The sequence below is a fragment of the Candidatus Palauibacter scopulicola genome (genome assembly GCF_947581915.1).
Lineage (GTDB): Bacteria > Gemmatimonadota > Gemmatimonadetes > Palauibacterales > Palauibacteraceae > Palauibacter > Palauibacter scopulicola.
In genome coordinates, this window is the sequence record NZ_CANPWG010000053.1 from 1 (window position 1) to 14,213 (window position 14,213).

The window sequence follows — 14,213 nt, forward strand, 5'->3', positions numbered from 1 at the left end:
CCCGTCATCGTGCGCCTGTCCGACTTCAAGTCGAACGAATACGCGGACCTCATCGGCGGCCGCCGCTACGAGCCGCGCGAGGAGAACCCGATGCTCGGCTTCCGCGGCGCGTCCCGCTACGTGTCGGAGAGTTTTCGTCCCGCCTTCGAACTCGAATGCCGGGCGCTGCGCCGGGTTCGCGGCCGGATCGGGCTCGACAACGTGTGGGTGATGGTCCCCTTCGTCCGGACGGTGGCCGAGGCGCGGGCCGTCGTCGACCTCCTGGCGGAAAACGGCCTCGCCCGCGGGGAGGACGGCCTGCAGCTCATCATGATGTGCGAGCTTCCCTCGAACGCCCTGCTCGCCGACGAGTTCCTCGAGCACTTCGACGGGATGTCGATCGGGTCGAACGACATGACGCAGCTCACCCTCGGCCTCGACCGCGACTCCGGGTTGATCGCCGACATCTTCGACGAGCGCGACGCCGCGGTGAAGGCGACCCTCTCGATGGCGATCCGCGCCTGCACGAGGGCGGGCAAGTACATCGGGATCTGCGGGCAGGGACCGTCGGACCACCCCGACCTCGCGCGCTGGCTCGTGGAGGAGGGGATCGAAAGCATGTCGCTCAACCCGGACACGGCCGTCGAGACGTGGATGTTCCTCGCGGGGGAGGAAGTCTGAGCGCGGCGAACGGAGGCGCGGCGGGAACGGCCGCCCCGGGGTCCGGCGGAACGGGGCTCGCGCGCCAGCTCGGGCTGTGGGGCCTCGCCGCGACGGGGATCTGCTCGATGCTGGGGGCCGGGATCAACGTGGTCCCCGTCATGATCCAGCGGAACGTGCCCGGGATCGCGGAGAACGTGCTCCCGGCCTTCGCCTTCGGCGCCCTCCCGGCCGTCCTCGCCGGGCTCGCCTACGCGATCCTCGCTTCCGCCATGCCGCGCGCCGGCGGCAGCTACGTCTTCGCGAGCCGCGCGCTCGGCCCGTACTGGGGCTTCGTGGCGAGCTTCTCGCAGTGGTTCGGCCTCTCCATCGTCATCGGCGTCGTCTCCTACCTCATCGTCCCCTTCCTGCGGGACATCGCGGGCGCCATGGGGATGGCGGGCCTGGCCGGGGCGCTGGACACGGGTTCGGTGCGGGTGGCGCTGGCGCTCGCGATGCTGTGGACGTTCGCGTGGGTGAACCTGCGCGGCCTCAGGGCCTACGAACGCACCGTGGTGCCGCTGATGATCGTCATGTTCGCGCTCGGCGCGATCGTCATCGTGGCCGGGTTCTCGTTCGACCAGGGCGACTTCGCGGCGGCGCTGCTCGCGAGGGAAGGCGTGGAGGTGCCGGCAGCCGCGCCTCCGCCGCTCGGCCCGGCCGGCTTCCTCGCCGCCTCCGGCCTCCTCTTCGCCAGCTTCGTGGGCTTCGACGCGATCGCGCAGGCGGGCGGCGAGGCACGGAATCCGAACCGCGCGCTCCCCCTCGCGATCGGACTCGCGGTCTTCATCGTCGGCGCCTACTACCTGCTCTTCACGGCCGCCGTCTATCACACGGTCCCGTGGGAGTTCGTGTGGGCGCGGGCGCAGGAACAGGACCTCACCGCCCCCGGACTCCTCGGCTACGTGCTCCCGCCGTGGTGGACGGTGCTCATCGTGGCGGGCGCCGCGATCGCCCTCATCAACGACCTGCCGGCGATGATTCTCTCCGTCTCGCGCCTCGTCTTCGCGTGGGCCGAGGACGGGATCTTTCCGTCGGGTCTCGCCCGGGTGCACCCGACGCACCGTACGCCGCACGCCGCGATCCTCCTCTCGACCGCGCTGGCCTCCGTCGCGATCGTCGGTAGCGAATTCGCGGGGGACTTTTTCCTCGGCGTCGACATCATGGTCACGTCGATGCTCGTCAACTTCCTCCTCATGTGCGTCTCCGTGCTCGTCCTCCCGCGGCGGAACCCGGAGATCGCCGCGAACTTCCGCGTGCTCCGCGGCCCGGTGGCGCGAACGTGCGTGTGCGTGGCGGGCATCGTGCTGCTGGGGACGTTTCTCGTGACCCACCTGTTGAAGGACCTCACGGCGGACGTCGCGGCGTGGTATTTCCGCTCGACGCCGCTCTGGATCGGCGTCATGGCGCTGGGATCGCTCATCTTCATCCGCAAGATGCGGACGCTGCGGGCCTCCGGGACGGACGTCGACCGCCTTTTCCGCGAGCTGCCTCCTGAGTAGGCCGGAGCGCCGGGAACTGGCTCCCGGTCTGGAGATCTCGCGGGTGCTGACCGGACTGTGGCAGGTCGCCGACATGGAACGCGAGGGCCCGATGGACGTCGAGGCCGCCGCGGCCGCGATGGACGCCTACACGGCGGCCGGCTTCACGACGTTCGACATGGCGGACCACTACGGTTCGGCCGAGAAGATCGCCGGAGCGTGCGCGTCCCGGGCCCCGCACCGCGACGGAGACCTGCAACTCCTCACCAAGTGGACGCCCGCGCCGGGTCCGCACACGCCGGCGACGGTGCGGGAGGCCGTGGAGCGGTCGCTGCGGCGCCTGCGGGCGGACGCGATCGACCTCCTCCAGTTCCACGCCTGGCACTACCCGGATCCGAGCTGGCTCGACTGCCTGTTCGCCCTCCAGGAACTGAAGGACGAAGGCCTGATCCGGCACCTCGGCCTCACGAACTTCGACGCCGTCCACCTCGACATGGTGCTCCACACCGGCATCGACGTGGTCTCGAACCAGGTCTCGTACTCCCTCCTGGACGGGCGTGCCGCCGACGCGATGACGGAGGTCTGTCTCCGACACGGGGTCCAGCTCCTCGCCTACGGAACGCTGGCGGGCGGCCTCCTGACCGAACGCTGGTTCGATGTGGAGGACCCGGGGCCGGACGGCGTGAAGACGTGGTCCGAGATGAAGTACCGCCGCTTCGTCGAGGCGGCGGGCGGCTGGGGCCGCCTTCAGGTGCTGCTCGCGGCGGTCCGGGCGGTGGCGATGAAGCACGGCGTCTCGATAGCGAACGTCGCGGCGCGCGCCATCCTCGACCGGCCCGCCGTGGCGGGCGTGATCATCGGCGCGCGGCTGGGACGCCGCGAGCACATCGCCGACAACCTGCGCCTGTCGGCGCTCAAGCTCGACGCGGCGGACCGGAAAACGCTGGCGGCGGCGAGCGGGTCGCTGGACCCCGTTCCCGGGGACTGCGGAGATGAGTACCGTCGGCCTCCCTACCTGACGGCGGCGGGCGACCTCAGCGATCACCTGGACGAGCTTCCGCCGCCGTATCCCGTCCGGACCGGGACGGGCGGCCGGACGCGCGTGGACTCCGGCACGGTGTGGGAGGATCTGGCGGGCTACAGCCGGGCCGTGCGGACGGGCGGGCGCATCGCGGTCTCCGGGACGACGGCCACGCACGGGGACCGCCTGGTCGGCGGGGACGACCCCGCCGCGCAGACCCACTTCGTCATCGACAAGATCGAGGGGGCGATCGAAGCGCTGGGCGGACGCCTCGAGGACGTGGTCCGGACCCGGGTCTTCGTGCCGGAACTCGCGGACTGGGAGCCGGTGGCCCGCGCGCACGGGCAGCGTTTCGGCGGCATCCGCCCCGTCAACACGCTGGTCCAGGCGGGTCTCATCGGGTCAGGATACCGGGTGGAGATCGAAGCCGACGCCCGCGTGGGGAGGGAGCCGTGAAGAAGGGGCGACGACACATCCGCGGGGTCGTCCGCACGGCCCTCCTGTGGGCCCTCGCCGGAGCGTTCGTCGGGGCGGTCATAGAGATCCTCGCCGACACGCTGCCGGGGGGACTCCCCATGGCGTCCCTCGTCGACATCTGGCCGCCGGTGCTCGCCATCCTCGGCCTTGCCGGCGGGACGCTCTTCGCCGCCCTGTTCGGAGTGTCGGAGGTCTCCATGCTGAAGACGCTGCGCTCCGTCGTCCGCTTCAGGAAGCTCGAACTGGACCCCGTGGCGCGCCGGCTCGGCCGCTGCGCGAGCGTCGAGGATCTGCGGGAGGTCGCCCGGCGCCGGCTCCCGCGCGGCGTGTTCGGCTACATCGACGGGGCGGCGGAGGACGAGCGCACCCAGGCGCGGAACTGCAACGCCTTCCACCGACTCGAGTTCCGGCCCCGCGTCCTGCGCGATGTGACGAACGTGGACCCCGGCGTGACGGTCCTCGGCCGGCGCCACCCGCTGCCGCTCATCCTCGCCCCCACCGGGTTCAGCCGCATCGCGGATTCGGAGGGCGAACTCGCCGTGGCCCGGGCCGCGGCGCGTGCGGGGATCACGTACAGCCTCTCGACGCTCGGCACCCGCTCGATCGAGGAGGTCGCCGCCGTCAGCTCCGGTCCCCGGTGGTTCCAGGTCTACGTGTGGAAGGACCGCGGCCTGGTCGCCGAACTCGTCGAGCGGGCGCGCGAGTCCGGCTACGAGGCGCTCCTGCTCACCGTCGACGTCGCGGTGCTCGGGCGGCGCGAGCGCGACGTCCGGCTCGGCTTCACGCTCCCGCCGCAACTCGGCCTCGACACCTTCATCGACGGGATCCGCAAACCCGGCTGGACGTGGGACTTCCTCACCTCCGAGCCGATCGTCTTTTCGAGCGCCGTGAGCCGGGACGCCGCGGGCGGGGCGAGGGGCGTCGACGCCATGGGTCTCGCGCAGTACGTGAACGAACAGTTCGACCCGAAGCTGGCCTGGGATGACGTGGAGTGGCTGCGCTCCATCTGGGACGGTCCGATCGTCATCAAGGGCATCCAGACCGTGGAAGATGCCGTCCTCGCGGCGGAAGCCGGCGCGGAGGGGATCGTGATCTCGAACCATGGCGGACGGCAGCTCGATGACGCGCCCCCGACGCTCGAGTTGCTGCAACCGGTCGCGGACGCCGTCGGGGACCGGCTCGATGTCCTCATCGATGGCGGAGTCCGCCGCGGCAGCGACATCGCGAAGGCCGTCGCGCTCGGGGCGAAAGCCTGCCTGGCGGGCCGCGCCTACTTCTACGCGCTCGGTGCCGGCGGCGAGCGCGGCGTGGACCTCGTCCTCAAGTGGTTCGACGAGGGATTCCGGCGCACGATGGCGCTTCTGGGCGCCCGCACGGTGTCCGAAATCAACCCCGAAACGGTGCGCTGGCGGGATCGGTGAGGGAGGTTGCGGCGGGATAGAGGCTGCAGCACGACGAACGGGGCCACGATGGGGGCGCCGGGAACCTTGCCACGCAGCGGGATCGCGGCTTAGCGTGTTAGGCGGATACATCTTTTAACCGACACGGTCTCCGATGCCCGGATACGAAGCGTACAGAGCGATGGCGATCCGCACCGTGGGTGTGGCGCTGGGTATGGCCCTGGCACTGGTTGTCGCGATCCCCGCGAGCCTCGGTGCGCAGGAAAGCCGGGCGGCGGCCGTTGCGGGGGCCGCCGGCCAGCCCGGCGTCGGCTCGGCCGCGGAGTTCGTCCACGCGCCCGCCCCGTCCCCGGCGACCGTCACGTCCGTCGCGGCGGACCCGAACGACATCGTCCAGGGCGTCTGCACGAACTGCCACAACAGCCGCCGGTTCGCCGGCAACCTCGACCTCGAACCGTTCAATGTGGACGCCGCGGCCGAGGAGGCGGAGACCGCCGAGAAGATGATCCGCAAGCTGCGCGCCGGCATGATGCCGCCGCCCGGCGTGCGCCGTCCCGCGGAGGAGGACCTTCTCGAACTCGTCGAGACGCTCGAGGACATCGTCGACGATGCCGCGGCCCGGAATCCGAACCCGGGCGGCCGCACCTTCCAGCGGCTCAACCGCCCCGAGTACGAACGGGCGATCCGGGACCTGCTGGGGCTCGAGGTGGATGCGGGGAGCTGGCTTCCCAACGACCAGATGAGCGCCAACTTCGACAACATCGCCGACGTCCAGGCGCTCTCGCCGACGCTGCTCGACGCCTACCTGAACGCGGCGGCCGAGATCAGCCGCAGGGCGGTCGGCGACCGCGAAGCCCCGGCGGTGAACGTCACGTACAAGAACTCCCAGTACGTGTCGCAGCACCCGTGGGACCACGTCGAAGGGGCTCCGTTCGGCACGCGCGGCGGGATGGTCGTGGAACACACCTTCCCGGCCGACGGCGAGTACACGTTCTCGCTCGTCTTCACCTCCGGCGCGAACTCCCGCATGGAGGATGTCGACATCTCGATCGACGGCGAGCGGGTCGCGCTGCTCCACTACACGCGACGCGGCGGCGGGGCGGATGACCGCGGCTTCACGCCCGTCGAGACGGAACCGGTTTTCGTTCGGGCCGGCCAGCACCGCGTGTCCGCGGCCTTCATCCGGAAGCAGGAGGGGCCGTACGAGGACCTGATCCGGCCGCACGTGTGGTCCAACGCCGGCGGCGGTTCGGGCGGCGGCGGGATCACGACGCTGCCCCACCTGCAGGATGTCATCATCGGCGGGCCGCACAACCCGACCGGCGTGTCGGAGTCGCCGGTCCGCCAGCGCATCTTCACCTGCCGTCCCACGTCGCCCGACGAGGAACGTCCCTGCGCCCGCGGCATCCTGACCGACCTCGCGCGCAGCGCGTATCGCCGTCCGCTCGAGCCGAGCGAGGTCGACGGCCTGATGACGTTCTATGACATGGGCGTCGAGCAGGGCGGGTTCGAAATCGGCGTACGCATGGCCCTCGAGGCGATCCTTGCGAGCCCGTTCTTCGTCTTCCGGCTCGAGCGCGAGCCCGCCGACGTGGCGAGCGGACAGGCGTACGCGCTGGAAGACATCGACCTCGCGTCGCGGCTCTCGTTCTTCCTCTGGGGCCTTCCGCCCGACGAGGAACTGCGCGCCGCGGCGGTCGAAGGGCGGCTGTCCGACCCCGGCGGACTCGAGCGGCAGGCGCGCCGCATGCTCGCCGACCCCCGCTCGGAGGCGCTGAGTTCGCGCTTCGTGTCTCAGTGGCTGCGGCTGCAGGATCTCTACAAGGTCCGCCCCGACCCGAACTTCTATCCGAACTTTGACGAGAATCTCGCGGATGCGATGCAGCGGGAGACCGAGCTCTTCTTCGAGAGCCTCATCCGCGAGGATCGGAGCGTGCTCGACTTCTTCCGGGCGGACTACACGTTCGTGAACGAGCGCCTCGCCCATCACTACGGGTTCGACGGCGTGGCGGGCCGCGACTTCCGGCGGGTGTCCTACCCGGGCGGGGAGCGCGTCGGGATTCTGGGCCACGGCAGCGTCCTCGTCCTCACCTCGCTCGCGAACCGGACCTCTCCGGTCCTTCGGGGCAAGTGGGTGATGGAGGTTCTGCTCGGGACGCCGCCGCCGCCGCCCCCGCCGGGCGTGCCGGATCTGGACGAGACGGAGGAGTCGCTGGACGGCCGGCTGCTCACGACGCGCGAGCGGATGGAGATGCACCGGGCGAGTCCGGCCTGCCGGTCGTGCCACCGGTTCATGGACCCGATCGGTCTGGCGCTGGACAACTTCGACGTCACCGGCAAGTGGCGCCTGCGCGAGAACGGGCTGCCGCTCGACACGCGCGGCGACTTCTACGACGGGACGCAGGTCCAGACGCCGCCCGAACTCGTCGAGGCGCTGCTCAGGCGCCCGGAGCCGCTGCTGAGGAACTTCACGGAGAACCTGGCCGCGTACGCGCTGGGCCGTCGCGTCGAGTACTACGACCAGCCGTGGATCCGGTCGGTCGTGCGGGATGCGGAAGCGGACGACTACAGGCTGTCGTCGCTGATCGTGGGCGTCGTGAAGGGTGACGCATTCAGGATGAAGCGGGCCATGCCCGCCACCGTGGTGGAAGAGGAAGTTTCCGAAGAGGTTTCCGAAGACCGCCGCTAGACGGCCCGCGCGGGCGGGCGGCGTCTTCGACGTTCCGAGAGGAAAGACATGGAATTCATCACCGGACAGCACCTGCCGCGCAGGACCTTCATCCAGGGCGTCGGGGCCACGCTGGCCCTGCCGTTCCTCGACGCGATGGTTCCGGCGGGCCGTCTGTGGGGATCGACGAGCGCGAAGAGCCTGACGGAGGGGACGGGAACCCGGTTCATCGCGATCGAGGAAGTCCACGGGCTCGCGGGGTGCAACCGCGACCACGGTGCGCCGAAGTTCCTCTTCGCGCCGGAAAAGACGGGACGCGAGTTCGAGATCATCGATGAGAGCGCGCTCGTCTCGCTGCGGCCGTACCGCGAGCACCTGACGATCATCAGCAATACGGACGTGCGGAACGCCGAGGCGTTCACGCCGCCCGAGATCGGCGGGGACCACTTCCGCTCGAGCGCCGTGTTCCTGACGCAGGCGCGCCCGAAGCAGACGCAGGGGTCCGACATCTTCTGCGGGACGTCGATGGATCAGATCTACGCGCAGCGCTTCGGCCAGGACACGCCGATGCCGTCGATGCAGTTCTGCATCGAGAACCTCGATCAGGCGGGTGGCTGCACGTACAACTACTCGTGCGCGTACACGGACTCGCTGAGCTGGGCTTCGCCGACCGAGCCCCTGCCCATGATCCGCGATCCGCGGGTCGCCTTCGACCTCCTGTTCGGCGCCGGCGGCACCGAGGCGGAGCGGGCGGCGCGGCGGGCCACGCGGCGCAGCATCCTCGACTGGATCTCGGGCGAGATCTCCTCGGTGCAGCGCAGCCTCGGGGCGGAGGACTCGCGCCGCATGGACCAGTACCTGACGAACGTCCGAGAACTGGAACGCCGGATTCAGATGGTTGAGTCGCGCAATTCGAGCGGCGAGGAGCGGGCTCTGCCGGAAGCGCCGGCGGGCGTGCCGGACTCGTTCACCGAGCACATGCAGATGCTGTTCGACATCCAGGTGCTCGCCCTCGAGACCGACATGACGCGCATCATCTCGTTCAAGACGGGGCGCGACGCGCAGAATCGCGTCTTCCCCGACAGCGAATCGGACCGGCCCTTCCACCCGGCCTCCCACCACGGGAACCGCGAAGAGGCGGTGGAGGAGTTCAACAAGATCAACCAGTTCCGCGTGGGTCAGCTCCCGTACCTCATCGACAAGCTCAAGAACACGATGCACGGCGAGTCGAGCCTGCTCGACCAGAGCGTGGTCCTGTGGGGTTCGCCGATGGCGGACGCGAACCTGCACAACCATCGGCGCTGCCCGCTCTTCCTGCTCGGGCACGGAAACGGGATGCTCGAGGGCAACCTCCACATCAAGGCGCCCGACGAGACCCCGATGGCCAACGCGATGCTCGCGGTCCTGCACGAACTCGGCGTGGACGACGTGGATGTGTTCGGCGACAGTACCGGGCCGATGTCGCTCAACCAGACCGACCCGGTCACGACGGACGCGGGGAGCTGACCGTGCGGCGGGCAACGGTCCGGCGCGGGTTCGCGGTCGTCTGCGCGGCGCTCCTCGTTTCGGCGGGAGCGCCGGCGGCCTGGGCGCCCGATTCGCCCGTCGCCGACGCGGCGATGCGCGGCGATGTCGAGACGGTGCGCGAACTGCTCCGTCAGGGGCTCGACGTCAACGCGGCGCAGGGCGACGGGATGACCGCGCTGCACTGGGCCGCCGACCGCGGCGACGCCGAAGTGGCGGACATGCTCATCTACGCCGGCGCCGATGTGGCGGCGGTCACGCGCATCGGGAAGTATACGCCGCTTCACCTGGCTGCGAGGCGGGGCTCCGCCGAGATCCTGGCGAGCCTGATCGCCGCCGGGTCGGCCGTGACGGCCGCCACGGACAACAGCGGCGCCGTGCCGCTCCACCTGGCCGCGGCGGCGGGCAACCCCGACGCGATCGCGGTGCTGCTCGACGCGGGCGCGGACCCCGACGCGCAGGAGGCCGCCTGGGGCCAGACGCCGCTCACGCTGGCAGCCGCCGCCAACCGGGCCGATGCGATCCGGATCCTGCTGGAGCGGGGCGCGGACCCCGACATCGCCTCGCATGTGGTCGACCTGCTCGCGCAGGATAAGCTCGACCGGCTGGCGCGAGAGCGCGAAACGGAGGTGCTGCAGGCCTTCACCGGCGGAGGCGACGAGGCGCGCAATCCCACGCCCGGCGAGCTCCAGGCCGCCGTGCGCGCGGGGCGCGACGTGTACGCCGAGGGTCTGCCCGAAGAGGAGGAGGAGGAAGAGGCGGAAGATGACGATTTCCGGCGTCTCTTCCTGCCCCCGGTCGAGAAGACGGGCGGGCTGACCCCGCTGCTCCACGCGGTCCGCCAGGGGTACGTGGAATCGGCCGTCGCCCTCCTCGACGGCGGCGCGGACATCAACCGGGTGAGCGCATCGGATGGCACGAGCCCGCTCGTGATGGCCGCGATCAATGGCCAGTTCGACCTCGCCCTTCTCCTGCTCGAGCGGGGCGCCGACCCGAACCTGGCCTCCGAACTGAACGGCGTGTCGCCGCTGTGGGCCGCGATCAACGCCCGCTGGCAGCCGCGCACGCGCTTCCCGCAGCCGCAGGAGCGTCCGCTCCAGAGCGCGAATTACCTGGAGGTCGCGCGTGCCCTGCTCGACGCGGGCGCGGACCCGAACCACCGCATCACGCGGCATCCGTGGTACATGGTGTACACCGGCTGCGGAAACCGGAACTGCGGCCTCGTAGACACCAACGGCGCCACCGCCTTCTGGCGCGCCGCCTACGCGACCGACGTCGAGGCGATGAAGCTTCTCGTCGAGCATGGGGCCGATCCGAACATCCCGACCAAGGCGCCCCCCCGGCGCCAGCGTCTCTCCCCGGACGAGTTCCTGCGGCAGCAGGCGCTGAACGCGCTGCGCGACTCCTCCTACGTCGAACTCCCGCAGGAGGAGCGCCTCAAGCTGCTCCAGGACATTCGGGAGCAGTTGCCGGAGGAGGAGCGGGAGGAGTTCCCCGACAAGGACCTCGACAATCTCACGGCCGACGTGAGGACCAGGCTGATCGAGGCCGCCGAGGCGGCGGATCAGGCGCGGGCGAACGCGCCGGACGCCTCGGGGCTGCCGCCCGTGCCCCCCGGCGGGCCCGGCGTGATGCCGATCCACGCCGCCTCCGGCGTGGGCTACGGCGAGGGGTTCGCGGGCAACGCGCACCGCCACACGCCCCACGGCTGGCTGCCGGCGGTGAAGTATCTCGTCGAGGAGCTGGGCGCGGACGTGAACGCCCGCGACCACAACGGCTACACGGCCATGCACAACGCGGCGTCGCGCGGCGACGACGAGATGATCCTCTATCTCGTGGAAGTGGGGGGCGACGTCACCGTGGTCAGCCGCCGCGGCCAGACGACGGCCGACATGGCGAACGGCCCCGTGCAGCGCGTCTCGCCCTTCCCGGAGACCGTCGCGCTCCTCGAGAGCCTGGGCTCTCACAACAACAACAACTGCCTCACCTGCTGACCGACAAAAAGCCCTTCAAACCATACGAAAACCGAGACGGAGAACCATGGCCAAGTACATGTTCCGCACGAGCTACACGCAGTCCGGCCTCACGGGCCTGATCGCCGAGGGCGGCACCGGGCGCCGCGAGGCGCTGCGCCAGACGGTCGAGAGCGCGGGCGGCACGCTCGAAGGCTTCTACTACGCCTTCGGCGACGACGACCTCCTATTGATCGCCGATCTCCCCGACGCGACCGCCGCCACGACGCTCTCGCTCAACATCGCCGCGGCGGGGGCCCTGACCGTCTCCGTGACCGTGCTCATCGACCCCGAGACGGTGGACGAGGCCGTCGCCCGAGGCGTCTCCTACCGCCTCCCCGGAGCCTGACGCTCCACTTCCGAGACGGGGCCTGATCCCGGGCCCCGATCACAAGCCGCCTGATCCGATGCGCGGCGCCAATCGGCGCCGTCGTGCGGGCCGCGTACCGCGAGAACCGGTCGCGCGGCTGCTCGAAATCCCCCCAATTTTGGGGGCGGTGCACTTGCGCGAAACCCCGTAGTGTCAACGTCATGGCGGGAGAAGAGCGAGCAGCACACGGGCGCATTGGCAGATCGTCGGCGCGCGTCGCGGTGTCGCTGATCTGTGTATGCCTTGTCTGGTACTGCGGAGGTTCCACGGCTGGCCCCGACCCGACGCCGCCTCCACCGCCACCTCCTCCTCCCGCCGTTCCGCCGTCGGCCGCAACGGTGGAGGTCGCCCCGGGCTCGGTTGTCTTCACGGCCCTGGGCGACACCGAGACCCTGGCGGCGACGGTCCGGGACCGGGATGGGGCGGTTCTGCCGGACGCGGCGGTGACCTGGTCGAGCAGCGATCCCGCGGTGGCGAGCGTCGAGGCGGGCACGGTCACGGCGCTCTCGAACGGCGAAGCCTCGGTCACCGCAACCTCCGGCTCGGCATCCGGTGCGGCCGCGGTGCGCGTCGAACAGGTCGCGGCGCGGCTGAACGCGGTGCCGCGGAACGTCCAGTTCTCCGCGACCGGGGACACGGCGCGGCTGTCCGCCACCGTGTACGACGCGAACGACCATGAGGTCGCCGGCGCGACGGTCGAATGGAGTTCGAGCGACTCCCGCGTAGCGACGGTGTCCGACGGCGGACTGGTGACCGCGGTATCAGCCGGGACGGCCGAAGTCGTCGCGGTCTCCGGCGCGGCGCAGGATACCGTCGCTGTGAACGTGGACTCGACGGACCGGGGCATCCTTGCCGCGTTCTACCATGCCGCGGGCGGCCCATCCTGGCGCCATAGCGACAACTGGCTGACGGACGCGCCGCTGAGGGAGTGGTACGGCGTGGAAGCGGGAACGGATGACCGCGTGATCCGCCTCGAACTCAGGGAAAACGGTGCGGTCGGCACCCTCGCCCCGGAACTCGGACGCCTCTCGCATCTCGAGACGCTAGACCTCTTCAGGAACAAGCTGACGGGCCGACTGCCGCCCGAACTCGGGAACGCAGTCCGCCTCCGGGAGATCGATCTGGGCCACAACCAGTTCCGCGGTCCCATTCCACCGGAACTTGGCCGGCTGAAGAGTCTCCGCCTCCTGAACCTGGAGTACATGTGGCTCAGCGGGAGCGTTCCCGCTGAACTCGGGGCCCTGTCCGAACTGCAGTTCCTGAACTTCTACAGCAATACGTTGACGGGCCGCGTGCCGCCGGAACTGGGGAATCTCCGCAACCTGGAAAGACTCGTTCTGGCCGACAACCAGTTGACGGGCTCCATCCCCCCCACGTTCACGCGCCTTGAGAATCTCAGCGACTTCCGCTGGCACAGGAACGATGGTCTCTGCGCTCCCGGCACCGAGGAGTTCGAGGTTTGGCGCCGTGGCCGCCGCACCGACGGCCCCCGCTGCGATGCCGCGGACAGAGCCACGCTCGAGTACGTGTTCGAGAACCTGAGCGGAGAAAGCTGGACCCGCGCCACCGGCTGGCTGGGCGACGGGCTCCTGGATCGCTGGTACGGGATCGACACGGACTCGCTCGGACGCGTCGAGGCGCTGGATCTGTCCAACAACGGACTGGAGGGCCGGCTTCCGGACCAAATCTCCGAGCTGACCTCCATGACGACCCTCCGCCTGGAGGGCAACCGTTTGCTGTACGGTCCCATCCCGCAGTCTTTCACCGCACTGCCGCTAAGGGAGTTCAGGTATGGAGGCACGGATCTCTGCGAACCCAATGCCCCGACGTTCCAGGCCTGGCTGAACGCCATCCCTGATCGACAGGGAGCGGATGAGCCGTGCCCCGAGCTTTCCGACCGCGACATCCTCGCGATGCTCTACGAGGCCACCGGCGGATCCGCCTGGACCGACAACACGAACTGGCTGAGCGACGCGCCGCTGGGGGATTGGTACGGAGTCGAGACGAACGGGGAGGGGGCCGTAACGGAGCTGGTGATCTACGGAAACAACCTGCGCGGTCGCATACCTCCGGAAATCGGGGAACTCGAAGCGCTGACGATTCTGGACCTCGATTTCAACTGGCTGCGGGGTCCGGTACCTGCCGCACTGGCGGACCTCGAGCGATTGCGGATTCTGAGCCTCCACAGCAACCAGCTCGAGGGATCGATACCGCCGGAACTGGGGACTCTACCGGCCCTCGAAGTGCTGAAACTCCGCGACAACCGGCTGACGGGCCGGATACCTCCGACGTTGGGCGAGCTGACGCCGCTCGTCGAACTGTGGCTCAACACGAACCGCCTTGAGGGACCGATCCCGCCGGAACTCGCCACGTATCTTCCCGAGTAGTCCACTAGGGTCTACCTATCAGGGCATAACACGTTACTGAACAACGTGTTCAGTAGGGTACGCAGCGCCCGTTCGTCTCTTGCCGTCCATCACGATCCCGTGTATTCTTCCCGGTGTAGTGCTGCAATGAGTGGTACACCACAAGGAAGGAAGCACCATGACGAAGCGACCGAGAACGCTGAGCGCCGCGTTCGT

The 14,213-nt window shown here is 69.8% G+C and carries 9 protein-coding genes; all 9 read left to right on the forward strand.

Annotation, left to right across the window (positions count from 1 at the left end):
• Positions 1 to 660 (forward strand): putative PEP-binding protein (locus tag RN743_RS09910; protein WP_310779571.1); only part of this gene is annotated, 660 nt, incomplete at its 5' end.
• Positions 630 to 2,180: an APC family permease gene (locus RN743_RS09915; protein ID WP_310779572.1), complete on the forward strand. Its 1,551-nt coding sequence runs from the start codon at positions 630 to 632 to the stop codon at positions 2,178 to 2,180. The genes RN743_RS09910 and RN743_RS09915, both read left to right, overlap by 31 nt.
• Positions 2,181 to 2,223: 43 nt before the next feature.
• Positions 2,224 to 3,636 (forward strand): aldo/keto reductase, encoded by a 1,413-nt coding sequence (locus tag RN743_RS09920; RefSeq protein ID WP_310779573.1) that lies wholly within the window; start codon positions 2,224 to 2,226, stop codon positions 3,634 to 3,636.
• Positions 3,633 to 5,078, forward strand: a complete 1,446-nt coding sequence (locus RN743_RS09925; RefSeq protein ID WP_310779574.1) for an alpha-hydroxy acid oxidase — start codon at positions 3,633 to 3,635, stop codon at positions 5,076 to 5,078. The genes RN743_RS09920 and RN743_RS09925 overlap by 4 nt, the downstream gene beginning before the upstream one ends.
• Before the next feature lie 160 nt (positions 5,079 to 5,238).
• On the forward strand, positions 5,239 to 7,746 hold the full coding sequence (locus tag RN743_RS09930; RefSeq protein ID WP_310779575.1) for a DUF1592 domain-containing protein: 2,508 nt from the start codon (positions 5,239 to 5,241) through the stop codon (positions 7,744 to 7,746).
• A 48-nt stretch (positions 7,747 to 7,794) separates the two neighbouring features.
• Positions 7,795 to 9,231, forward strand: coding sequence for a DUF1552 domain-containing protein (locus RN743_RS09935; RefSeq protein ID WP_310779576.1), 1,437 nt, complete (start codon positions 7,795 to 7,797; stop codon positions 9,229 to 9,231).
• A gap of 2 nt (positions 9,232 to 9,233) precedes the next feature.
• Positions 9,234 to 11,243 (forward strand): ankyrin repeat domain-containing protein, encoded by a 2,010-nt coding sequence (locus RN743_RS09940; protein WP_310779577.1) that lies wholly within the window; start codon positions 9,234 to 9,236, stop codon positions 11,241 to 11,243.
• A 46-nt stretch (positions 11,244 to 11,289) separates the two neighbouring features.
• Positions 11,290 to 11,610 (forward strand): GYD domain-containing protein, encoded by a 321-nt coding sequence (locus tag RN743_RS09945; RefSeq protein ID WP_310779578.1) that lies wholly within the window; start codon positions 11,290 to 11,292, stop codon positions 11,608 to 11,610.
• Positions 11,611 to 11,969: 359 nt separating this feature from the next.
• The gene (locus RN743_RS09950) at positions 11,970 to 14,018 is read left to right on the forward strand and encodes an Ig-like domain-containing protein (RefSeq protein ID WP_310779579.1); all 2,049 of its coding nucleotides are present in this window, start codon (positions 11,970 to 11,972) and stop codon (positions 14,016 to 14,018) included.
• Positions 14,019 to 14,213 lie beyond the last annotated feature (195 nt).